We start from the raw sequence: 21160 nt of genomic DNA, 5'->3' as shown, positions 1-21160 counted from the left end.
CTATTTAATTTAGAGTAAATAAAAAGGCCGGTTGCCTAGTCTTTAATAACTTTATTAAGATGTTTTTCAAAATCATGGCATGTCATCATGACAATCCGGTGGCAACTGTTGCACTCTATTTTGATATCTGCACCCATGCGTACAACCTTCCATGAGTTGTTTCCGCAGGCGTGAGGTTTTTTCATTTCAACGATTGTATTTAATTGATAATCCATTAGTCAAGATTTACTCCAAGCAAAGTTAAAATTCTGTCCAATTCGTCTTCATTGGCAAAATTAATTTCAATTTTCTTTTTTGATAAGGAAACTTTCGTAGAGAATTTATCCTCCAACTGATGTTCGACCTCTTCGGCATAAATATTTGTTGATTTGCTTCCTTGATTCGAACTTTTCTTTTCAGGATTTGCGGACTTGCGCACCAATTCTTCGACTTGCCGAACAGAAAGGCCTTCTTTAACGATTCGATGCGCAAGCAACAGCATATCCGGTTGAGAATCCAAACCCAACAAGGCTCTGGCATGCCCCATTGAAAGTTTCCCGTCAATCATTAATTGTTGAACCTCTGTCGGCAAATTTAGCAATCGCAAGGTGTTGGCAACGCCGGCCCGCGACTTTCCGAGTTTTTCAGCTACCTGGGCCTGGGTTAAAGCCAGTTCTTTCATATAAGAGTTGATTCCCTGAGCTTCTTCGATTGGATTCAAGTCTTCACGCTGAAGATTTTCAATAATCGCCAGTTCCATCATTGCACTGTCCGACAAATCTTTAACAATGACCGGAACTTCGGTCAATTTAGCTAATTTAGCCGCGCGAAAACGCCGTTCGCCGGCAACAATTTGATAATTTTTGCCGTGAGCTCGAACTATTAACGGCTGAATTACACCGCTCTGTTTTAAGGACTCGGCCAATTCGGAAAGAGAAGCCTCGTCAAAAGTCTTTCGTGGCTGATAAGGATTAACTTTCAGCGAAGAAAGAGAAATTGTCGAAACGGAATTTCGATCATCTTTTTTTGGGGCAACTTTTTCGACCACTTGGGCCTCTTTTTTATCTTCTTCATCAGAAAATAAAGCGTCAATACCGCGGCCTAAGCCACGTTTATTTGCCATCTGCAGATACCTCTAGCTCATACTCAATGACCGTATAAAAGTGACCCGGTTCATGATGATGAGCCGCATTTGGCGTTCCGACAAAAGAAGCAACCACATGCCCACTGGAATACTTTAAATAATCATTTACTTTTTGTTCATGCAAATGATAATCGCCGGCTGTATGAATAATCTCGATTTGATTAACTTTGTTCTTCGCCATTTTTGCTAATAATTTCCTTTACCAATTTATTGTATGCTCGCGCACCCGATGAAAATCCGGCAAAATCGAAAATTGACTGTCCAAAACTTGGTGCTTCAGTCAGGCGAACGTTTCTTGGAATCGTAACATGATAAGTATCTTCAGAGAAATGTTTTTCAACCTCGGAAACGACCTGCCGGCTAATTTTCGTGTGTGTAGTCATTGTCATCAAAATACCCTCGATCGTCAAGCCTGAATTGCCGTGTTCCTTAACCAAATTAATTGTTTTCATTAATTGGGCCAAACCCTCCAAAGCAAAGTATTCAGCCTGCACGGGAATCAAAACCGAATCAGCAGCCATCAGAGAATTTAAAGATAGCAAACCAAGAGCAGGCGGATTATCAATGAGGACAAAGTCATATTTTTCTTTCTCTTTGGCAATTTTTCTTTTTAAAATTTTTTGACGGTCTTTTTTCTTCGTTAACTCGATTTCTGCTCCGGCTAATTCAGTCGAAGACGGAAGAATATCGAAGTTGTCGGCGCGATGAATGATCGCAGATTTAACAGCCCGATTTGAAATTAAAACATCATAAGAATTAAAAACAATTTCCTCTTTAGTAATTCCGGCACCGGAAGTTGCATTGGACTGTGGGTCTAGATCGATTAGCAAAACCTTCTGGTCGCGTCTTAAAAGTCCAGCAGCCAAGTTTAAAGCCGTCGTTGTTTTTCCAACTCCACCTTTTTGGTTGGCTAAAGCAATCACTTTAGTCATGTTTGCCTCCAATTGGAGATTTTTCAGGGACGCCAGCTTTTCTTGGGTAACGTTTTTTTGTCGAACTGATTTTGTCTATCGTGATCAAAACACGAGGATCGTCATTCGGCAATTCAAAAGAAAAGGATTGAGATACCCGACCGCCAAGTTCTTCCAATGCTTTGCTTGCACCGTAAATTTCACTTTCGACATGAACAGTTTTCATCAAAATAATCTTGCCGCCGACTTTGACAAAGGGCAACAGCAATTCCAAAAGAGTATTGGTATTGGAGACAGCTCGGGCAATTGCGAAATCGTACTTTTCCCGATAATTCAGATTATGAGCAAAATCTTCGGCCCGCCCATGAACTGTTTCAACATTTTTCAAATTAAGTTTGTCAATTAATTGGTCTAAAAAGGCAATTCTTTTTTGCAAAGAATCAAGTAAAGTTAATTGAAATTTTTGATTAACAATTTTAAGCGGGACTCCTGGAAAACCAGCTCCCGAACCAATATCGATTAAAGAAGCCTTCTTATTCATGTCGGGTAGATACAGTAAAGGCGTGAGCGAATCATAAAAATGTTTTAACCAAATATCCTTTGGTTCCTTAATAGCCGTCAAGTTAACTTTTTTACTGTATTCCAACAAAAACTCGAGATAAGTCTGAAAAAGAACCATTTTTCGATTGGAAATCGGCAGGCTCTGATTATTTAAAGTTGTAACAAATTCATCTGGATTCATTTATTATTTTCTTCCCTTTTTTCACTCGATAAATTATCTTTTTTTTTCTTCCGGTTGCTCCTCTCTTCGGCAAGCAAATGTTCAACAGAAAGATCTTTACCTTTTCTCAACTGATAAAGATTATAAAAGAAAATGCATAAAGTTCGAAGAACCGCATAAATTGGCACACCAAGGATAATTCCTATGAGCCCCCATATATTGCCAGCCGATAGCAGGATAATGATAATCGTCAGCGGATGAATTTTCAGATTGCGACCGATTACATTCGGATAAATTAAATTACCATCGAGCTGACTGACAATTAAGACAACTACCAGCACTGCCAGCACCTGCTGTCCACTAACAGTCAAAGCAATTAATAGGCTTGGAATAATAGAAATAAAAGGTCCAAGATAGGGAATCAAAACACAAAGACCAGCGAAAATACCAAGTAAAGGAGCAAAAGGCTGGCGAATTATCAAATATCCGCCGGTGATAAAAAACATCACAAATATTCCTTCGATAAATTGGCCATCGATATATCTGCTGATCGTATTGTTCATTCGAGCAGCCAAATCATTGACCTCTTTAGAACGGCTCGGAAAAATAAAACGATTTATAAAAGGAATAAATTTATCCCCGTCAGCCAACATATAAAAAAGCATGATTGGAATCGTAATAATGTTAATCGTAAAAGTCGTAAGAAAGGAGGCGATGTTTCCCAAACTGCTCAAAGACATTTCCAAAAAAGTCGAAGAATATTTACTAATTTGTTTTTGGATGTTGCTGATCTTAACGTCCTGATATAATTGCTTGAACCATTTCGACTTAACCCAACTATCGGTCATATTCCTCATATCATCGACAAACTTAGGCAAAGAACCGAGCATGTTGCTGATCTGAGCAATTAATTGGGGAACAAAGATAACGAAAACAGAAATCAAAATAACGATAAAAACAAAGAAAGTTATTGCGACAGCCAACAAATGTTTGAAATGAAAATGTTTTTCCAAGAAAACAACAACCGGGTGCAGCAAATAATACAAAAAACCAGCAACAATCAAGGGCAGAAAAATTGTCCGAATAAAAATACCGATTGGCTCAAAAATAAAACTAAGTGTCGAAAGGACCAAAATCAACATTGCCAATAGCAAAAATTCAATTGTCCAATAAAGAAGCCGATTCTTTTTAAGGAATTCCATTAATTAAATTATAGCTAAGATTAATGCTAACCTTGATTTTTAGCTGGAAAGCACGTAAAATAAACAATTGCTTAAAATATTTCAGAGGTGTAACTATGTCTAATAAAAATTTAACTGGTAAGTCGCCGTACAATTCCTTTGCCGGCCCACGACCAGTTGCTCATAATCAACAAAAGAAAAATCAACTCCAACGTACGGCTCAATTACAGCAATGGGCAAAGGGCGTTGAGGGAGTTGAACTACCTAAAGCTGTTAAAATTAATGGAAAATGATTAAAAACCCGCAATCTAAAGCGAGTTTTTTGTAAGTTAACATCCAAAAGGTGAGGCTATTATAATGATGAGCGAATATAGTTGGAATATGATGAATCCTTTCAATTGGATTTGGTCGTTGGTTGCTTTTGTAATTCAAATTGCCGTTATCATATTTATCATTCTGATTCTTGTTAGGATTTGGAAAAGATATCAGAAGAACGGTAAAATAAACTTCAAAAATTTGGGCAGCTCCCTGAATACAAGTCATGCACAGGAAATTTTAGACGATAAATTCGCCCGTGCCGAAATCTCCGAAGTCGAATATTTAAAAAGAAAAAGAGCCTTGAATTTAAAAGCTTCCGAGATCAGCGATTCGGATATCAAAAATGCCGAAAAAGACGAAGAAAAAAATGTTCGATCAACAAGAAGCAATAGAAACAGTAATAAAAACAAGCCCAGTTAACGGCTTGTTTTTTTAATGGCTTATTTGTGATAGGGACTTCCTTCGTTAATCATGAAAGAGCGATAGATTTGCTCTGTCAAAAGAACCCGGGCCAACTGGTGAGGGAGTGTAATTCTTCCAAAAGAAATTTTTGCATTAGCTCTATTTTTAATTTCATTCGACAAACCAAGCGAACCGCCAATCACGAAATCAATTGTTGAATAGCCATCTAAAGGAATTTCTCTTATCATGTCGGCTAAATCCGGAGACGTGATAAGTTTTCCTTCAATCGCAAGAGCAATTACAAAATCCCGATTATTAATTTTATCAAGTAATCTCCCACCTTCGGTCTGAAGAATTTCCAAGTTTTCCGATTTGCTGGCTTTTTCCGGAGTTGCTTCGTCTTTGACCTCAATAATTTCGATCTTGGTAAAACGGGAAAGCCGTTTTAAATATTGGTCTAAAGCATTCCTAAAATACTTTTCTTTAATTTTTCCAACAACCAATATCCGGATATTTAACATCTATATAATTATACTGTTCGGGTTGATGAATACTTATCCACACGAACAAAAAATTTTTTTGATAATACAAAAAGCCCATTTCTAGGCTCTAATCGTGTTCGTATCCAAAGTTATCCACAATATTTATATTTTTTTAATAATTTGTGGAAAGTTATTGTTTCAAAGTTTCAGTCATCTTAACCTTGACTGTTTTTTCAGTCGAAGCTCGATAATAAGTAATTTTAACTGTATCACCGACTTTGAGCTTATAAATAATATCGCGCATATCAGCCAGATTGGAAACTTTCTCGCCGTTTACGGCAACAATGACATCGTATTTCTTGATACCGGCCTTCTTGGCTGGTGATTTATCACTTGAAAAGCCGGCAATAACGATTCCAGTCTTAACCTTGCTTGGCAATTTAAGTGTCTTTTTAACAACATCGCTCGATACTTCGCTGAGATCGACGACTTCGACTCCTAAAGCCGGGCGAACAACTTTTCCGTATTTAATCAATTTGTTAATAATTGAAACGACTGTATTTGAAGGAATTGCAAAACCCATTCCCTCGACGGACTCGCCTTCATCGGTTTCGGTCAATTTTTGGGAATTAATGCCGATAACCTGGCCGGAAGTGTTAACAAGTGGACCGCCGGAATTCCCTGGATTAATTGCAGCATCCGTCTGAATAGCAATCGAATCGCCATAATTTGTTTTTCCGCTTTCCGATGTATTGGAAACGAGACGTTTGGAAGCTGAAATAATCCCCTCGGTAACAGAAGAGGCGTAATCAGTTCCGAGCGGCGAGCCAATCGCCAAAACAGTTTGGCCGGTTTTAATTTGATTAGAGTTTCCGAATTGCGCGACCGTTTTAACATCACTGCCCGATATTCTTAAAACAGCCAAGTCTGTCATCGCATCGGAACCGACTTTTTTAGCGACTACCTTTGTACCGTCATAAAGAACAACCTGAATTCTCTTGGCTCCGGAAATTACATGATAATTAGTGACGATGTAAGCATACCCGTCAGCATCTTTATAAATAACGCCGGACCCTTCGGAGGCTGTCTGGAGCGTCGAAGAGGAGCTGGTGCTCGAGGAAGATTTTTTAGAACTATCGCCGTAAATTGTCGAGCTACTGCTGGTCGCCTGTTGATTTATAACGGAAACAACTGCTCCCTTTAGATTGTTATAAACCTTAGTAGCATTCGATTTTCCGGATATTGTCGGGGCCTTAATAGTTGTCTTACCATCGCTTAAGGCACCGGTCGATTTTCCAATAAAATCAGTCGTTTGCGTATAAATATAGCCTGCTCCAACAGCGACACCGCCACCGAGAAGACCAGCCAAAAGAGCAGTTGCAATAATCCGACCAATGGGACGATTTTTTTTCGGCTTTTTGCCTTGGATATCTTTTTGCGTTTTTCCTTGGTCTTGTTCTTCAGTCACTGCAAAATACCTCCGTAAATATTATCAAGATAAGATTAAAGTAAAATTAATCAAAAGGAAAATTCTAGCTAAAATCAAATCTCGAAGAACTCGTATCAACCTTCGGCAAACTGATGAAGAAAGTTGTACCGACATTTACTGTTGATTCTACACGAATCTTCCCATGCAAAGCTTCCACAACTTCTTTTGAAATCGCCAACCCAAGGCCGGTTCCACCCTGTTTTCTAGCCCGCGACTTATCGACACGATAAAAACGAGTAAACACATTCTCCAAATCCTTTTTCGGAATCCCTAATCCATGATCTTTAATGCTTAAAATTATCGAATCATCGGTCTCATTGATCCCGATCTCAATATTACCCCCATCAGGAGAATAATTGATTGCGTTATTAATAACATTATCGACAACCTGCATAAATTTATCGGAATCGATTTCAACATAACAGGATTTCTTCTGGTCGTAATTCCTGATAATTTTGTAATGATTATCAGAATGCATTGAATGCCCTTGTTTGAACATGACATCGAAACGATCAAGAACATAATTTATAAACTTGGTAAAATTGACAGCTTCCGTGTCCATTTTTGTTCTGCCTTGATCCATTCGTGACAACTCAAGCAGATCGTTAATCATATGAATCATTCTCTGTGTCTCGTCATGAGCAACACCTAAAAATTCACGGGCAATTTTTTTTTGCGTCAAGGCTCCTTCTTGCAAAGTTTCAATATAGGAGTTAACAGAAGTCAACGGAGTTCTTAATTCGTGACTGACATTGGAAACGAAATTCTTCTGATCATTCTCTAGTTTTAATTGGCGGGTGACATCGCGCAAAACAACAACGGCTCCAGAGATGAATCCTGATTGGCGACGAACCAAACTGGCAACAACATTCAGAGTAACTCCATCGGGTCCATCGGGTTCAACGACAAAACCACGGATCGATTGAAAAAGTTTCCGCAAGGTAATTTTTTTATCGACCAACTTTAGTAAATCCGAGATGTTCTTTCCAACCGCTTTATCGGTACGCGGAATATGCAAAAGATCCAAGGCAGCCTGATTGATAACCGTAATTGTTCCATCGCGCGTGATAGCTAAAACCCCATCAGTCATATTAGAAAGCAGGGAATTTAATCGATCGCTTTCCATGTTGGAGGTTGCCGTTTCCGAAGCAATCGTATCGGACAGATCGTTTATTTGTGTCGCTAAAATACCAATTTCGTCTTTTGACTTAATCGAATTTTTAATCGAGTAATTTCCCTTTGTAATTTGTTCGGTTTGCTCAGCCAATTCAGTAATTGGTCGTGTCAGCAAGTGGACCATCAAAAAACCAATCATGATAGCCATTAGCAAGGGTATAAATAAAGCGCCGACAAACATATTGGTAATATTGGCAATTGATTCATAAATTGATTCCATGCTGGCCGTGTAGACAAAAACACCGACCGTCGAACTGCGATCGCCCGGTTTGGATTCAAGCGGAATAGTCAAGGTTTCGTAGCGACGCCCCAATGACTCGCTCCTAAAACGACGAACGTAATCTTTGCTGCTTGAAAGAGCATGATAAATATTGCTCTGAACCTTCTTGCCGCTAATCGAAGAATCGATCTGCTGGCCAACCAACTGTTTCATTTCAACTGTCAGGCTTCCACGAATAACACCGCTTTTGTCAACGACATAAACATAATCTTGGTCAGTGGAACCGCCCAAAGTGGAAAGAGCCTGATTAATATCCTGATTGGCTGCTTTTTTATTTGAATTTTGCAAATCCGAGATCAGCTGACTTTTAATTGTGCTTGGGACCGTTACACGATCATCAAAAGATTGGATTAATTGAGAAGAATATTGGTTAACAAAAAAAGCTCCGACCAAACCAAGCGTAATTAAAGTGATCACTGTAAAAATCAGCGCAATTTTGAAATGCACTGATCGAAAAAATCTGGAAATAAAATTGGAGAGGTTATTCATTATTCGTGGTTTTATTTCTTATTAATGAACACTATCTGGTTTAATGAAATAACCAACACCGCGTTTAGTCATTAAAATTTCAGGACGGCTGGGCGAGTCCTCAACTTTTTCGCGCAAACGGCGAACAGTCACATCGACCGTCCGAACATCGCCAAAGTAATCAAAGCCCCATACCTCGGTCAAGAGGGCCTCACGAGTCAGCACTTGTCCGGGACGGCGGGCCAGATAATGAAGAAGGTCAAACTCACGATGAGTTAAATCGAGATCAATTCCGTTTTTAGTAACCGTATAGGCATCCGGTCGAATGATCAAATCGGCAACTTTAATCTCCTTTTGCGAATGATCGCCAGATGCGTCAACACCAGGCAGAGTCGCATCCTGGCGACGTAAATTAGCCTTAACACGAGCAACTAATTCACGATTTGAAAAAGGTTTGGTCACATAATCATCAGCGCCCATTTCAAGGCCGACAACTTTATCGATCTCACTGTCTTTTGCCGTTACAATAATTACCGGCGTCGAAGAGTTGGAACGAATTTGACGAAGAACCTCAGTTCCCTCGATTTCCGGAAGCATTTGGTCCAGCAAAACAAGGTCTGGATTCTCGGAAGCAAAAACTTCCAAAGCTTCCCGCCCGTCAAAAGCTGTCACGACATCGTAACCTTCTTTTTGTAAATTAAATTTGATAACGTCTGAAATTGGCTTCTCATCGTCGACAACAAGAATTTTGCTCATATATAATATTATAACAGCTATAAAAATAATTAACGAAAGTGATAAGCGATCTTGCTCATACGTGAAGAATCGTGATAGAATATGAACTTGTTTGGATGCTTAGCTCAGCTGGCAGAGCAACGGACTCTTAATCCGTGGGTCCAGGGTTCGATCCCCTGAGCATCCATAGCTATATGTTGACAAGGCGCTTTAACCGCATGGTTGAGCGCTTTTTTCTTTTTTATATATTACTAAGAAATAAAATGATAGAGAATAATAAAAATTTTGTAAATTTATGAAACAGAATACACATCAATTAAAGACTAATAAAACATTCCTGTCGGTTTTGCAGAGGCGCTTAATTAAGTTTATTTAAATAAATATATTGAACGATTAGCCATAATAAAAGCGTCTAACAGGCTAGTATTTACTAGCATTCAAATACATGTCAAGCATTATTAAAATCACTAGTATCGCCCTTAAAATAAACTGCACCAACTGCAACCCTTTATTTTTATGGTGCAGCATTTTGCAAGAGTTTTTAGCCAGATTAAAAACAATAAATTGGTCAAAATGGGTTTCCATATTAAGTTAATTACATCTTAAGTTCTATTTACCTAAATAATGTCCAATACAATTTTGTTCATCTTGCCATTTCCAATTTGCTGCTTTTTGTTCTGTATACTTTTTATTTTGTTTGATATAAAAAAATAAAACCACTCAGTTTTATTACCCAGTGGTTCTCTCGTTCATACAGTTATTCGCTTAACTGAATGAAGAATAAAGACAGAATTTAATTAGTTAGTACTTAAAGTATCAGTACCATGTGAAATTATATTACTTTATTAGAAAATAATTTAGTTTTACTTTATGGAGAAGGAAAGGGATTTGAACCCTCGCATCGTAACAAAAGTTAACGACCTACCTGCCTAATAAATTAAACAGGCCTCTTAAACCAGACTTGAGTACTTCTCCGAAATTGTCGATTAGAAAATATACTACATAAAAGCTTTCGAATTAAGAAACAAATATATTTTAGGCAATATAATAATCAAACAATATTTAGTATTTTCAGATAATTAATACATAAAAATATCATTATAAACATTCGATCAATAAAGTTAGATGCTTTGTATAATTTTGAGAATATTAGTTTTTTGATGCTGGCAGTTGAACCGGTGTCCATGGAATAACCATGAATCAGTATTTGTTTTGAATTAATTATTAAACGCAATAAATAAATATCATATCTATCAAACTTATTTTCTCAATCTGTTGTTTTCTTCTAATCTTCTAAGTATTTTATATCCAGTTCTAACTTTGACAGTATTTTTAACATATTCTTCAATAAATTGATTCACAAATGGAAAATCACTATTTTTCATATTTTTAATAGCAATATCCTCATCGAAAAGAGTTCTTCTAAACTGAAAATTATTGTTTTCTATCCAAAGCCATTGGGCTCCTTTTTTATCAGAAAACGGCATTCCAACACTACCAGCATTGATTATTTGTTGAGAACCAATTTTTAACTTAAATTGTAAATGAGTATGGCCACAAATAATAAAGGGAGAAATGACTTCTAGAAATAATTGTTTGATGTTAGAGATCCTTGTTTTTTGCGTAAAGATAGTTCTATTGTCATCTGCAATTGCGTGACAGAAAAAATACTTACCAACATTGATGTTAATTGGCATATCTTTTAGATCTAAAATTTGTTTTTCATTTAATAATCTAGTAACCCATTTAATCTGTTCCTGAGCTTTATTTGATAAAGAAAGTTTTTTATTTTCATAAGAATCGATAATATCTTGATCATTATTCCCTAAGACACTAGCGGTCCTATATTTGCTTTTTAGATCGTAAATTAAATCCAGAGTTTCCAGTGGTATTGGGCCACTAATTAAATCACCACCAAAAACTAACAAATCAGGTTGCATATTATTAAGTTCATCCGAAACTTTTTTTAGGCAAGATAATTCCCATGAATATCATATAAGGCTGCTATTTTCAAATTTTGATTCCCTTTTTAAGTATTTTTTTGGAATAATTAGTTTTTTATTCATTAATCGTATAAATAATGTCCCTGATTAAAAAGATGTTTGTGATCGTAAATGCTCATTATATTTTTCAGCTTTTGGGCGGTTTCACTTGGCCATATACGATAACTTTCTTTCATGGATAAGTCGCTAGAGTAAGCGCCATAAACACCTACATCAACTTTTTGTAACGAATCAAAAATTCTATTGATGTTTTTATTATTCTTAGACTTAGACCAGAAAGCAATAAAAATAACTGCACTTCTGTCTGCCCAAGCTGTTTGATTTGCATCTACAGTATTTAAATATCCACCAATTGATCGTAATTCGACCCCGATTGTCTTCTGGTTATGAACTATATCGGAAATTTTTGTTCCTAAATGTGGTATGAAATTATTTAATAAGACATTCTTTACATATACTGGCTGTTGTCCCTTATGAGGATTATGTGGAGCTTTAACAAGCTTTCCCGTAATCAACTACTTTTTGATCATATTTTTTAACAATAGCTAGCTTTGATGCTTTTTTGAAAGCATCATTTGCAATTTGATTTGGCATTCCAACCCAAAAATTGTTCATTTTAACCAAAATTTGATTATTATCAAAGGAAGTGAACATCAAATTGCTAGTTATTTTTAATGGTGCTTCATCAATCCATTTTCCCCATTTATGAACAAAGCTTTCTAAATCGTCTATTATAAAATCAATATTCTGAACAGTTATAGGGCATTGATACTGATTCTCGGGTTCAATTTTATCAGCTTGAAATAATAATTCCGTGACTAAACCAATTTGAGAACTGCCTCCTCTTATAGCCCAAAATAAATCTGGTTCATTATCCTTATCGACAGATCTAATTTCGCCGTCTGCAGTTATAACCTTAGCAGCCAAAATATGATCAATTGTTAGACCGAACGAACGAACTAATAGACCAATTCCACCAGAAGTTGATAGTCCACCAACCCCAGTATCGCCAAAATCACCACTAGAAATTACTAAGTGAAATCGATTTAAGAACTCAGCGACATCTCCCCACACTGCTCCGGCTTGAACTTTAACTAGTCCTTTATTAATATCAACTATCTCAACCTTTTTAAGTTTGGAAATATCTAAAATAATACCATCGTTATTAACAGAAGCCATTGATATTCCATGACCGCCACTACGAAAAGAAAAAGGTACATCGATTCCTGTTTCTTTTCTAACCCTACTAGCATATTTAATACTGGCCGCTGCTTCGTTCTCTGTCCTAGCCATTAAAATTAATTTTGGTTTACCGGTTATAAAACAATTGCTGCTTGCCTGAACATAATCAACAGAATTACGATCAATCGCGATAGGAATCAGATCATTTGGCAATTTTGGCCAATTTTTAATAGCAATTCTTTTCATCTATAAACACCTTGATCTTTATTTTTTAGATAATTATTTTCTTTATTTGAAAAAACAAAAAGGATATAAGTAAGCACGGCAAAAATTGAAAAGAAAATAAAAGGGAACTTTATGTTTATTTCATAGATAAAAGAACCAAAAAGTGGAGAAACTATTCCAGCAATACCTTGCGTCATTGCTACGGCTCCAGCTGCGGCCCCTTGATTTTGTTGAGAAACCGATAACGATGCTCCAGCTGACAAAGAACTCATTCTCAGACCCGATCCTGCTCCGATGATAATGTAGCTTAATATAATTAAAACTAAATTATCTGCGGCAGCAATCAACAATAAGCCAATTATAATCAGCGGAATAGCAAACAACATCATTTTTTGAGCTGTCCACTTTAATAATTTGATTTGAAGAAATTGAGAAATCATTAGAGAGATACCTAGAATTACAAAGAGCAATGAAGCTGTTTTTGCGCTTTGCGTTACTGTTTGAGCGAGATCGTTATGCAAATATAAGGACGTTAAAATTTGTAACCCCACTACAGCAAACATAATGGAACATCCTGCTATTAACCACCCAAATAGTTTGAAAGTAAAAAAACTTTTCTTATCTTCAAGAGCTGCTTTGATATTATCAATTTCTTTGGAATTGTTTTTTTCTTGATCTTTTTTTGGAAGAATAGTAATGAAAATAAATCCAAACAAAATGAGCATAATTATAGAAATATAAAATGGAAGATATAAAGTTCCAATCGAAGATAAAATTCCACCAATTATTGGTCCAAGCACCATTGCTAGACCGGTTGCCAGACCTAAAGATGACATATCTTTGGCTCGATTTTCTGGATAAGAAATATCCGCCATATAGGCATTAGCTGCGGTAGGTGCCGTTGTCATAAAAATGCCTAATAAAAATCTCACTGCCATAAGCAAGATTACTAAAATCGTAATTGTTTTGCTTTGTGAAATTGACAATCTAAAAAGGGCCGTATAAAGAATAAACATGACCCCCATTCCCATTAGCCCAGCAACTATAACAGTTTTTCTGCCTAATTTATCGCTAAGCTTTCCCCAAACTGGCGCAAATACAAGCATAGCGATTGCACCTAAGGATATCATCACTCCAATCTGGCCAGGCAGCATATGGGCTTTAGTAGAAATCGCAGAAAGAACAGGCATTGTGATGTATATACCAAGGTATGATATTAAAGTAGCTATAAATAATTTGTTTTTCATTAAGAATTGAGATCCTTTCAATATACACTGCAACGATTTCAATTTAGCAAACAATTAATAGAGGTAATGCTCCAATTGGTTTTTTATGATCCAATTCAATTAATTAATAATTTTATTTAAGTATCTATATTCACGCGGGGTTAGTAGTTTTCTGTTTTTAAAAACAGCAGAAAATTTACTAGCATTTTCATAGCCTACTTCATTAGCAATGTCAGTTATTTTATTATTAGTATTTTTAAGCATTTGGCAGGCATAATCGATTTTTTGGATCAGAAAATAATCATGAATAGTAATTCCATAAGTATCCTTGAACAAGTATTCGAGTTTACTTTCACTAATATGGAAGTTGTTGCTTAAAAAAGTTAGACTTATTTTTCTATCCAAATTGTTATCCAAATATATCTGAATATCCCTTAGGATTCCGATTTTTTCTATTGATATTTTTTGTTTTGAGATTATATCTTTAGTCGCCCGCTCCGAAGATAGATATAATAATAATTCAATGGCTTTGAGTCTTAAAAATAATAAAGAATCGCTAATATCAGGAATCAGTAAACTATCAAAAAAATTCTTAATAAAATCGCTTTTAAGAAAAAAATAGTCCTCGCTCTGATTGAAAGAACCAAAGAGTTTTCCTTCTCCAAAAAATTGTTTCAAAAATGGATCCTTTATATCCTTCTTTACCAAGATAGTGATTCCTTGATAATGCCCTTTTCTAAAACTATAGTTATTTTGATCCATAATTCTTTTATCGAATTTTAAAATGCCTGGAAATAAGTAAAGTTTTTTGTTTTTACTTTTACCAAATTCAACTATTTCATTATAAGAATAATCAATTCTAATAACGTTTTTGGACATCTTAATTGGATAATTAAAATTAGATATTTCGTAATTATGGATAAAATTTTCTAGTCCATTAAATATTTCTATATAACTACTTTTAAGAAGACTATCACCTTGTCCAAAACTAATATTTTTTTGAGTGACGAATTATTTCCATATTTCCAGAAAGATTTATACTGCAATTTTTTGTCCTTTTAAATTTAATTAATAGAAAAATAATATTATTCTTGATAATTCAGATTTTAAAAAATAGTAAACAAATTATTTAAATACTGCTCTGATAATCAAATCACATTTATCATATTTTGTCTTGACGAAGATCTCCTATTGAATTTCTTAGTAGAATATTTTTTATAAAAATGACTTACTTCATACTTCAATATAGGATATAGGCATATATATTTTTAAACAAAAAAACAAGAGAGGAATCGATACTTAAACGCCTCCTCTTAAAGATGTTTTTTTCATCCGCAAATATTAACTAAACTGTTGGAGTTATCTTAATAAAAACATTAATACGGATCAACCAATTATAAAATCGCATCATGTAACAGACTTGTTGCTTTCTTTTTTTTGAACTATCTATCATAGTTAATTTTAGGAGGAAAAATGTCTTTAGGTGAATCTTTAAAATCTGCTAGAAATGCTGTTGGCTTAACTCAAGACCAAGTCGCAAAGAAAATGTATGTGACTAGGCAAACTGTTTCCAGATGGGAACAGGGAAAAACGCTGCCAAATATATATGTGCTTAGAGAGCTTAAACAACTCTATGGTTTATCTTTAGATAATCTTTCTTTACAAACGAAAAGAAATGAGGAATTTAGAAAAATGAAAAAGATTAATTGGTTAGCTTTGTTCGGTGCCATCATATTTAATTTGTGTCTTTTTTCTAGTGTTTTGATCACTGCAGCTGGTTTACTTTTATCTATTTGGACAATTTCAATTAGTTTTATATTTTCTCCGATAATATTATTAATCGTTAATTTACTGGGCTTACAATCATTTTCTTTAATTCAAACAAGTCTAAGTATCGTCTTTTTTATCATTGGCATATTTTTATATCCTTTTGCTAAAAAAGTTAGTTATTATCTAATAGATTTCTTGATTAAATATCTTCGATTTAATCAAAGAGCCATTTATAAATAAATGATTATAAAAATCGTTAATAGCCGGGAAAAATAAAAAGCATTCATTTATCTGGATGCTTAAGCAAAGATTGTCTCATATAGGGTCAGACCTTCTTTGCTTTTTAATTCAGTTAAAATTGTTGGCTCTCATTGGAGATTCAAGGGAGCCTTATTATAATTTTTATAGTAAATTGAAATATTAAAATGATAACGACACGGATTCAGTATATTTTCATAACAATTCAGATGTCTTTTTCTCTTGATTGATTGCCATGATTTACTTTGTTTTATATATTATTTTTCTTAAAAAGTCGATGATCATTAGTTAGCAAAAAGTCCCTATCCTCAACAATTACTTTATTTTTGGCTTATTAAAGTGACCTAACTCATTCAGTCAACAATACAATGCCTATTAAAAATTACTAAATCTAAAGTCCAGTAAAAAAATTCAGAAGCTTAAGTACCTATTATTTTTTAACTTTTATCCTTACAACATTCAAGGAAATTAAGATCTCTGAAATTTGGTTCATAATTTTTGCTTATTAGAGTACTCGTCATCCTGAATAGCAAAACAAAATATCTTTAATAAATTTTCCTAAATTTATAAGGATAACAAATATGTATTTTAAGAATTAAATAAATTAGCGTTGCATCTCACAGTCTCATGTATGGATATCAATTGCATGACTTATCAGTTAGGACGCTTCTTCACGAAGAAATACAATCCAATAAGTAAAGTATCAATATAAATTTGAATATTAAATCATAGATTTACTTTTAAAATTTATCGCGCTGAAGTGTTTTTAAGACAAAATCCACTTTTGATGGCAGAGAACTGCTGCCATCTAGGATCAAATCAGCACTTGATGAAACAAATTGTTCATTTGCGAGAAATATAGGCCGGGCAATTCTGATGTATGTTTTTAACCAATCGAGAATGTCTGTTAGTTTGCTAGTCGAATAATCGCGTAATATCTGTCGAGCCAATAAAAGATCTAAGGGTGTTTTAATATACACGGTTAAGTTAATTAAAGAAGCCAATGAATTATGGCGATTTCCAAATGGAAAATCCACCAATACATAATCGAATTTTGTTCTAGCAGATTTTACAGCTCGCACAACTTCTGTAATATCATACTGATTAACAGACTCAGACAAGGGAGTGCTCAATGATGGGGCTGAAGGTAATTGATCAATATCATAATCATCAAAGGAAATAATTTTGCTATTGGTTAATTTTTGTGCCAGCGTTTGATGAGTGTTGTCTTTCCTCCAGCCGTCAGGCCACTAATTACTATTACTTTTGACATAATTAAATCCACTTTTCTTCTAAATTATCCAGCTACCAATGTTTTAGCACTATTCTCTCACTCAAAGCCCATCAAGCACAGATTGTTGCACAGAGGATTTATTACGAAAATTTGCGATTATTTACACTATTATTTTGAATTATTTGCGATTATTTCTAATTTTTTTAAGTAAAAAATATCTAATCCACAGAGACCGAAGACATTTTTAGATCATTTTTTCAATAAATGAAAAAAGTATGTAGTTTTTAAAACATTTTGTCAAAACACAACCATCTACAGTGAAAAAATAAAACGAACTTATGCTTGAGGTACCTTCACAACGTTCAATCGAAAAAACTTTTCGCTCAAAAAAAAGGTAGAAACACTAATTAAAAAAGATTAAAAATAACACAAAGAAGTCAGTCCTTCAAAAAAATAGCCAAATTTTTGTTAGTAATAAATCCCCCTTTGAGAACTAATAGCCAACAGACAATTATTGGAAGAGCGTATTTAAAATACAATAGTAGGATCTGGATAAAGAACTGGCTACTGATTCTTTTCAATTTTGTTAGTCAATAGAAAAGTTGGCAAAGCAATTAATAATGCAGCAATTGAAATACAGAAAAAACCATATTGAAAAGCGTGTATTTGAATCAAGTCTAAATGTCGTGCAACAAATTGAGACATATTCGCGGCTTTAACATGGTAATTAGCGCTTGAAATATTTTGTTTGAATCCTTTGATTTTGGCGTTCGAATAGGCCGTGATCAGTGTAGTGATAATTGCCGTGCCAAAAGCACTACCAATATTTTGAATCGTGCGTGAACCAATCGACGCGGCTGGAATTAATGCTCCTTGCATACCTGTATAGGAATCAGCCATGAGTGGCATCAAAATTCCACCAGCGCCAATTCCCCGAACGAAAAGAACGAGTGCAATTATCCAATAGGATGTCTCGTGGTTAAACCAGTAAAAAGGAATTGTGCCAATAAAAGTAATAATAAGACTGGTCAATACTACATATTTAGCACCAAATTTATCTGTTAATTTGCCCGTTAATGTTCTTGAGACCAGCATACCAGCACCTTGCGGAATCAGAGCTAATCCGGCCATCATGACACTCATGCCGCGCACTTCTTGGAAAAAGAGAGGCAAAGCTAACATCGCACCATTTAAAACCGTTCCGGCAATTAGCAGTCCTAAGACCGATCCATTAAAGGAACGATATTTAAACAAATTCAGTGGTAGAACAGCTTTGTCTTTGATTCGCATTGCCCAAAATACATAGAGAAGAGCTAAAGCTAAACCTAATCCAATGAAAAGTAGTGTGTCTTTATTGGCGAAACTGGCCTTTCTAGCGGCTTTGACAATCCCATAGATCATGCTGGTTGTCGCACCAGCTAGGAAAACAATTCCAACGAAATCCATTTTCGCTGACTTATTTTGGGCCGGATAACTAGGCATCTTCCATAAAATCAGCAGAATTGAAATAACAGCCACTGGCACATTAACCCAAAAAATCCATTGCCAAGAGAGATATTTAATGATGATCCCTCCGATTATAGGCCCAACTAACGGCCCAATAATAATCGGCAATCCAACTGTGGCCATCATTTGGCCCATCACTTTTTGTCCTGCCGTTTGAACTAACAAAGTTGTTAGTAAAGGCATAATTATTCCACCGGCAAACCCCTGAATTAATCTTGCTCCAATCAGAAACTGAGCATTAATTGCTAAAGCCGATAAGACTGAGCCAAATGCGAATATAATTTCACCAGCTAGAAAAACCTTTTTTCCGTCAAATTGATTTAACAGCCAACTTGAGAAAGTCACGGCAATGGCCGTGGCTAGAACATAACCAGTGACGGCCCATTGGATGGTTGAGACAGAACTATGTAAGTTCCTTACTAAACTGTGCACAGCAATATTAATCATTGTTGAGTCTAGTAATGGCGCGAGCGCACCAAAAACCAAAACCCAAGCGGTCGTCATCGTTGTTTTATCGATAATTCCTTCTTTTTGATTCATTTAATCTCCTTGTTTATAAGATACTTAAAGTTTCTTAACAAGAAATGTTATATTACTCTCAGAGAGAAAAGTCAATAAGAAACTAAAAGTATCTTAATGGAAAAGTTATGACAAAGCAAAGACGGCGTGGAAAAGAATTGGAGAAAGACATTTATATTGCAACAAGAGGGATTATCGATGAAACTGGTTTTAGGACTTTGACTTTTGAACGGGTTGCTAAAAAAGCTGCTACAAGTAAACCTGTGATTTATCGTCGTTGGAAAACACCTTTTGGACTTGCATTGGCGGCTCTACAAGACAAAATTCGTAGAGATAATCATGGTAAAGTAGACGAAATTGTTCTAACAGGTCAAAGTTTGCGAGAGGATCTCTTTCAAGTTTTGCATCGTTTTTTGGTCAGCGTCGACGTGATTGGCAAAAGCTTTTTCCGCGAAATTTTAGCTGAACCTAATTGCTATAATGATTCTCTTGCCAAGATAATCAATGGTAATTCGAGCGTTGATATTAATGCGATTAACCGTATCCTTAAGCGTGCCTTAAAGCGTGGTGAACATGTTAAAAAAAATTTACCTGAAGCAATTAAGTTACTGCCCTTTGATTGGTTGAGATACCGAGTATTTGTTCAAGAAAGTATTGATGAGAAAGCATTGGAATTGTTAGTCGACGATATTATTCTGCCGATATATTTAGAAGATAAGTGAGATTTTTACAATTAATAATATAGATTCACCACAAGCAATTAATCGATTTGTTGAATATAATTGATGCAAATAAATCAACTTTATTCAATTTTTTAACCATCTGGGCGTAGCTTAGGTCTTGATCTTTTAATGACTTGGTTTTCTAATCAAGATTTGTTTTCTATCATTTTTCTTAATCTATCAGGACGGTATCCCGACCAAGAATCATTTTCTGTTTCGACATAAGGAAGCATCTTGGCTTTTACTTTTCTTAAATAATCAAAGACTTTTTTATTGCCGATCGCTTTGATTTCCTTAAAATCTACGTGATGGTTACTCAAACATTTTTTTGTCGCCACTGATTGAATACTTTGATCTGTATAGACTTTTATTAACAAATGAATCGCCCCCCTAAATTCTTTTGTTATTTCACATGCTAACGGGTAATCTTTAAATTAGTAAGTCATACTATTTAAAAAAATAAAATTTATGTAATATTTTTAATAATTATCAAAAATATACAAACCAGGTTCTTTTGAACTAATAATCCTTATGATAATATCTTTACTTTTTCGAACATATCAATATAAGAAGTATTTGAACTGAACATGATCCGAACCAGATCTCAATTTGATTGTTTTAGAGAAAAGACAGCGAAAATTCTTACTTAAATTAAAAATATTTAAATGACATTAATCTACTTTCGGTGAAATAAAAAGCAGCCCTCAGGCTACTATTGGTTATCTTATTGTTTTTTTGCTACTAGAAGAAAACGGTCCCCATTGCTTTCAATAAAACCTGTTTGCTCAATAATTCGTTGCAAGCGCATCAATTAGGACTGATATTTCAACACTGAAAATCAGGAAATTCCCAACTGATTATCTTGGCATAATAAACAAATGCGCCAACATCATAGAACCAAATTTTAGGATAAAAAGAATTGCTTTTAAGAATTTGAAAGCCACGTTCTACCAGCTTGGAAATAACATTAACCATTACGTTTTCAGGATGGGCAGGAATATAATTATCTGTTAAAAAGCTGGAGAGACTGTAATTGTTGGTTGCACCAACCTGTTCAGTAATGAATAAACCGCCATTCTTGAAAAAACGTGTGATACCGTCAAAATTCAAGCCATCGTGGCTGTTAGTAATAACGTCAAAGCCATTCGGGACATCCGGCATATTCTTAATCAGCATAGAAAAGAAATAAAAGGATAGAATACAAATTTTAAAAAAGTAGAATGTTGTGA

The 21160-nt window shown here is 35.1% G+C and carries 23 protein-coding genes and 2 tRNA genes; 5 read left to right on the top strand and 20 right to left on the bottom strand.

Annotated elements, in window-relative coordinates; all coding sequences use genetic code 11:
* Positions 1-35: 35 nt before the first annotated feature.
* The 6 genes from A3G9_RS0103725 to A3G9_RS0103700 are packed head-to-tail and all read right to left on the bottom strand — an operon-like array spanning position 36 to position 3957.
* Complete coding sequence (locus A3G9_RS0103725) at positions 36-215, bottom strand: DUF951 domain-containing protein (RefSeq protein WP_018025237.1); 180 nt, start codon at positions 213-215, stop codon at positions 36-38.
* The gene (locus tag A3G9_RS0103720; RefSeq protein ID WP_002818029.1) at positions 215-1102 is read right to left on the bottom strand and encodes a ParB/RepB/Spo0J family partition protein; all 888 of its coding nucleotides are present in this window, start codon (positions 1100-1102) and stop codon (positions 215-217) included. Before A3G9_RS0103720 ends, A3G9_RS0103725 begins: the two co-directional genes overlap by 1 nt.
* Positions 1092-1304 carry a hypothetical protein gene (locus tag A3G9_RS0103715; RefSeq protein WP_002816647.1) on the bottom strand — a complete coding sequence of 71 codons (213 nt, stop codon included), beginning with the start codon at positions 1302-1304 and terminating at the stop codon, positions 1092-1094. Before A3G9_RS0103715 ends, A3G9_RS0103720 begins: the two co-directional genes overlap by 11 nt.
* Entirely contained in the window at positions 1285-2055 is a 771-nt protein-coding gene (locus tag A3G9_RS0103710; RefSeq protein WP_002818026.1) for a ParA family protein, read from the bottom strand. The genes A3G9_RS0103715 and A3G9_RS0103710 overlap by 20 nt, the downstream gene beginning before the upstream one ends.
* Positions 2048-2776 (bottom strand): 16S rRNA (guanine(527)-N(7))-methyltransferase RsmG, encoded by a 729-nt coding sequence (gene rsmG / locus A3G9_RS0103705; RefSeq protein WP_002818025.1) that lies wholly within the window; start codon positions 2774-2776, stop codon positions 2048-2050. The genes A3G9_RS0103710 and rsmG overlap by 8 nt, the downstream gene beginning before the upstream one ends.
* Positions 2773-3957, bottom strand: a complete 1185-nt coding sequence (locus A3G9_RS0103700; protein WP_002818024.1) for an AI-2E family transporter — start codon at positions 3955-3957, stop codon at positions 2773-2775. The genes rsmG and A3G9_RS0103700 overlap by 4 nt, the downstream gene beginning before the upstream one ends.
* 95 nt (positions 3958-4052) lie before the next feature.
* Here A3G9_RS0103700 and A3G9_RS1000000110220 point away from each other — a divergent pair, with 95 nt between their 5' ends.
* Both A3G9_RS1000000110220 and A3G9_RS0103690 read left to right on the top strand, forming a co-directional pair.
* Positions 4053-4229, top strand: a complete 177-nt coding sequence (locus A3G9_RS1000000110220) for a hypothetical protein (protein WP_002818023.1) — start codon at positions 4053-4055, stop codon at positions 4227-4229.
* A 64-nt stretch (positions 4230-4293) separates the two neighbouring features.
* Positions 4294-4674 carry an SHOCT domain-containing protein gene (locus A3G9_RS0103690; RefSeq protein WP_002821240.1) on the top strand — a complete coding sequence of 127 codons (381 nt, stop codon included), beginning with the start codon at positions 4294-4296 and terminating at the stop codon, positions 4672-4674.
* 20 nt (positions 4675-4694) lie between these two features.
* On the opposite strand, the gene rlmH is transcribed toward A3G9_RS0103690, so the two are convergent.
* The 4 genes from rlmH to yycF form a co-directional block, all read right to left on the bottom strand.
* Positions 4695-5177, bottom strand: coding sequence for a 23S rRNA (pseudouridine(1915)-N(3))-methyltransferase RlmH (gene rlmH / locus A3G9_RS0103685; RefSeq protein ID WP_002818020.1), 483 nt, complete (start codon positions 5175-5177; stop codon positions 4695-4697).
* A 151-nt stretch (positions 5178-5328) separates the two neighbouring features.
* Positions 5329-6606: a S1C family serine protease gene (locus A3G9_RS0103680; protein ID WP_002821239.1), complete on the bottom strand. Its 1278-nt coding sequence runs from the start codon at positions 6604-6606 to the stop codon at positions 5329-5331.
* A gap of 64 nt (positions 6607-6670) precedes the next feature.
* Positions 6671-8572, bottom strand: coding sequence for an ATP-binding protein (locus tag A3G9_RS0103675; RefSeq protein ID WP_002821022.1), 1902 nt, complete (start codon positions 8570-8572; stop codon positions 6671-6673).
* A gap of 21 nt (positions 8573-8593) precedes the next feature.
* Entirely contained in the window at positions 8594-9307 is a 714-nt protein-coding gene (gene yycF / locus A3G9_RS0103670) for a response regulator YycF (protein ID WP_002818016.1), read from the bottom strand.
* Positions 9308-9400: 93 nt separating this feature from the next.
* Between yycF and A3G9_RS0103665 the strand changes: the two genes are divergently transcribed.
* Positions 9401-9473: transfer RNA gene (locus A3G9_RS0103665), tRNA-Lys, on the top strand.
* Positions 9474-10157: 684 nt separating this feature from the next.
* On the opposite strand, the gene A3G9_RS1000000110100 is transcribed toward A3G9_RS0103665, so the two are convergent.
* From A3G9_RS1000000110100 to A3G9_RS0103645, 6 genes are all read right to left on the bottom strand, one after another.
* Positions 10158-10261: transfer RNA gene (locus tag A3G9_RS1000000110100), tRNA-OTHER, on the bottom strand.
* 284 nt (positions 10262-10545) lie between these two features.
* Positions 10546-11226: a metallophosphoesterase family protein gene (locus tag A3G9_RS0103660; protein ID WP_002818015.1), complete on the bottom strand. Its 681-nt coding sequence runs from the start codon at positions 11224-11226 to the stop codon at positions 10546-10548.
* Positions 11227-11351: 125 nt separating this feature from the next.
* On the bottom strand, positions 11352-11804 hold the full coding sequence (locus A3G9_RS1000000110395; protein ID WP_226489954.1) for a hypothetical protein: 453 nt from the start codon (positions 11802-11804) through the stop codon (positions 11352-11354).
* Positions 11782-12717 carry an FAD-binding oxidoreductase gene (locus A3G9_RS01000000109480; protein WP_002818013.1) on the bottom strand — a complete coding sequence of 312 codons (936 nt, stop codon included), beginning with the start codon at positions 12715-12717 and terminating at the stop codon, positions 11782-11784. The genes A3G9_RS1000000110395 and A3G9_RS01000000109480 overlap by 23 nt, the downstream gene beginning before the upstream one ends.
* Complete coding sequence (locus A3G9_RS0103650) at positions 12714-13943, bottom strand: MFS transporter (RefSeq protein WP_002820698.1); 1230 nt, start codon at positions 13941-13943, stop codon at positions 12714-12716. Before A3G9_RS0103650 ends, A3G9_RS01000000109480 begins: the two co-directional genes overlap by 4 nt.
* A 99-nt stretch (positions 13944-14042) precedes the next feature.
* The gene (locus A3G9_RS0103645; protein ID WP_002818011.1) at positions 14043-14801 is read right to left on the bottom strand and encodes a helix-turn-helix domain-containing protein; all 759 of its coding nucleotides are present in this window, start codon (positions 14799-14801) and stop codon (positions 14043-14045) included.
* Between the two features lie 594 nt (positions 14802-15395).
* Here A3G9_RS0103645 and A3G9_RS0103640 point away from each other — a divergent pair.
* Positions 15396-15932, top strand: a complete 537-nt coding sequence (locus tag A3G9_RS0103640; RefSeq protein WP_002818010.1) for a helix-turn-helix domain-containing protein — start codon at positions 15396-15398, stop codon at positions 15930-15932.
* Positions 15933-16690: 758 nt separating this feature from the next.
* Here the strand turns inward: A3G9_RS0103640 and A3G9_RS0103635 are convergent.
* The gene (locus A3G9_RS0103635; RefSeq protein ID WP_002818009.1) at positions 16691-17032 is read right to left on the bottom strand and encodes a nucleoside/nucleotide kinase family protein; all 342 of its coding nucleotides are present in this window, start codon (positions 17030-17032) and stop codon (positions 16691-16693) included.
* Positions 17033-17748: 716 nt separating this feature from the next.
* Entirely contained in the window at positions 17749-19230 is a 1482-nt protein-coding gene (locus tag A3G9_RS0103630) for an MDR family MFS transporter (protein WP_002818008.1), read from the bottom strand.
* A 107-nt stretch (positions 19231-19337) separates the two neighbouring features.
* On the opposite strand from A3G9_RS0103630, the gene A3G9_RS0103625 reads away from it, so the two are divergent.
* Entirely contained in the window at positions 19338-19931 is a 594-nt protein-coding gene (locus A3G9_RS0103625) for a TetR/AcrR family transcriptional regulator (RefSeq protein ID WP_002818007.1), read from the top strand.
* Positions 19932-20077: 146 nt separating this feature from the next.
* Here the strand turns inward: A3G9_RS0103625 and A3G9_RS0103620 are convergent, their stop codons facing one another.
* Complete coding sequence (locus tag A3G9_RS0103620; protein WP_002818006.1) at positions 20078-20308, bottom strand: thioredoxin domain-containing protein; 231 nt, start codon at positions 20306-20308, stop codon at positions 20078-20080.
* Positions 20309-20756: 448 nt separating this feature from the next.
* Positions 20757-21107 (bottom strand): hypothetical protein, encoded by a 351-nt coding sequence (locus A3G9_RS0103615; RefSeq protein WP_002818005.1) that lies wholly within the window; start codon positions 21105-21107, stop codon positions 20757-20759.
* Positions 21108-21160: the final 53 nt, after the last annotated feature.

It is taken from the genome of Oenococcus oeni DSM 20252 = AWRIB129 (genome assembly GCF_000372485.1).
GTDB classification, from domain to species: Bacteria; Bacillota; Bacilli; order Lactobacillales; family Lactobacillaceae; genus Oenococcus; species Oenococcus oeni.
This window is presented reverse-complemented; position numbering and strand designations above follow the sequence as displayed.

Excerpts from the sequence above, each read along its gene's own strand:
- A3G9_RS0103725 (WP_018025237.1), bottom strand. The coding sequence starts at position 215 with ATGGATTATCAATTAAATACAATCGTTGAAATGAAAAAACCTCACGCC.
- A3G9_RS0103720 (WP_002818029.1), bottom strand. The coding sequence starts at position 1,102 with ATGGCAAATAAACGTGGCTTAGGCCGCGGTATTGACGCTTTATTTTCT.
- A3G9_RS0103715 (WP_002816647.1), bottom strand. The coding sequence starts at position 1,304 with ATGGCGAAGAACAAAGTTAATCAAATCGAGATTATTCATACAGCCGGC.
- A3G9_RS0103710 (WP_002818026.1), bottom strand. The coding sequence starts at position 2,055 with ATGACTAAAGTGATTGCTTTAGCCAACCAAAAAGGTGGAGTTGGAAAA.
- rsmG (WP_002818025.1), bottom strand. The coding sequence starts at position 2,776 with ATGAATCCAGATGAATTTGTTACAACTTTAAATAATCAGAGCCTGCCG.
- A3G9_RS0103700 (WP_002818024.1), bottom strand. The coding sequence starts at position 3,957 with ATGGAATTCCTTAAAAAGAATCGGCTTCTTTATTGGACAATTGAATTT.
- A3G9_RS1000000110220 (WP_002818023.1), top strand. The coding sequence starts at position 4,053 with ATGTCTAATAAAAATTTAACTGGTAAGTCGCCGTACAATTCCTTTGCC.
- A3G9_RS0103690 (WP_002821240.1), top strand. The coding sequence starts at position 4,294 with ATGATGAGCGAATATAGTTGGAATATGATGAATCCTTTCAATTGGATT.
- rlmH (WP_002818020.1), bottom strand. The coding sequence starts at position 5,177 with ATGTTAAATATCCGGATATTGGTTGTTGGAAAAATTAAAGAAAAGTAT.
- A3G9_RS0103675 (WP_002821022.1), bottom strand. The coding sequence starts at position 8,572 with ATGAATAACCTCTCCAATTTTATTTCCAGATTTTTTCGATCAGTGCAT.
- yycF (WP_002818016.1), bottom strand. The coding sequence starts at position 9,307 with ATGAGCAAAATTCTTGTTGTCGACGATGAGAAGCCAATTTCAGACGTT.
- A3G9_RS0103660 (WP_002818015.1), bottom strand. The coding sequence starts at position 11,226 with ATGCAACCTGATTTGTTAGTTTTTGGTGGTGATTTAATTAGTGGCCCA.
- A3G9_RS01000000109480 (WP_002818013.1), bottom strand. The coding sequence starts at position 12,717 with ATGAAAAGAATTGCTATTAAAAATTGGCCAAAATTGCCAAATGATCTG.
- A3G9_RS0103650 (WP_002820698.1), bottom strand. The coding sequence starts at position 13,943 with ATGAAAAACAAATTATTTATAGCTACTTTAATATCATACCTTGGTATA.
- A3G9_RS0103645 (WP_002818011.1), bottom strand. The coding sequence starts at position 14,801 with ATGTCCAAAAACGTTATTAGAATTGATTATTCTTATAATGAAATAGTT.
- A3G9_RS0103640 (WP_002818010.1), top strand. The coding sequence starts at position 15,396 with ATGTCTTTAGGTGAATCTTTAAAATCTGCTAGAAATGCTGTTGGCTTA.
- A3G9_RS0103630 (WP_002818008.1), bottom strand. The coding sequence starts at position 19,230 with ATGAATCAAAAAGAAGGAATTATCGATAAAACAACGATGACGACCGCT.
- A3G9_RS0103625 (WP_002818007.1), top strand. The coding sequence starts at position 19,338 with ATGACAAAGCAAAGACGGCGTGGAAAAGAATTGGAGAAAGACATTTAT.
- A3G9_RS0103615 (WP_002818005.1), bottom strand. The coding sequence starts at position 21,107 with ATGCTGATTAAGAATATGCCGGATGTCCCGAATGGCTTTGACGTTATT.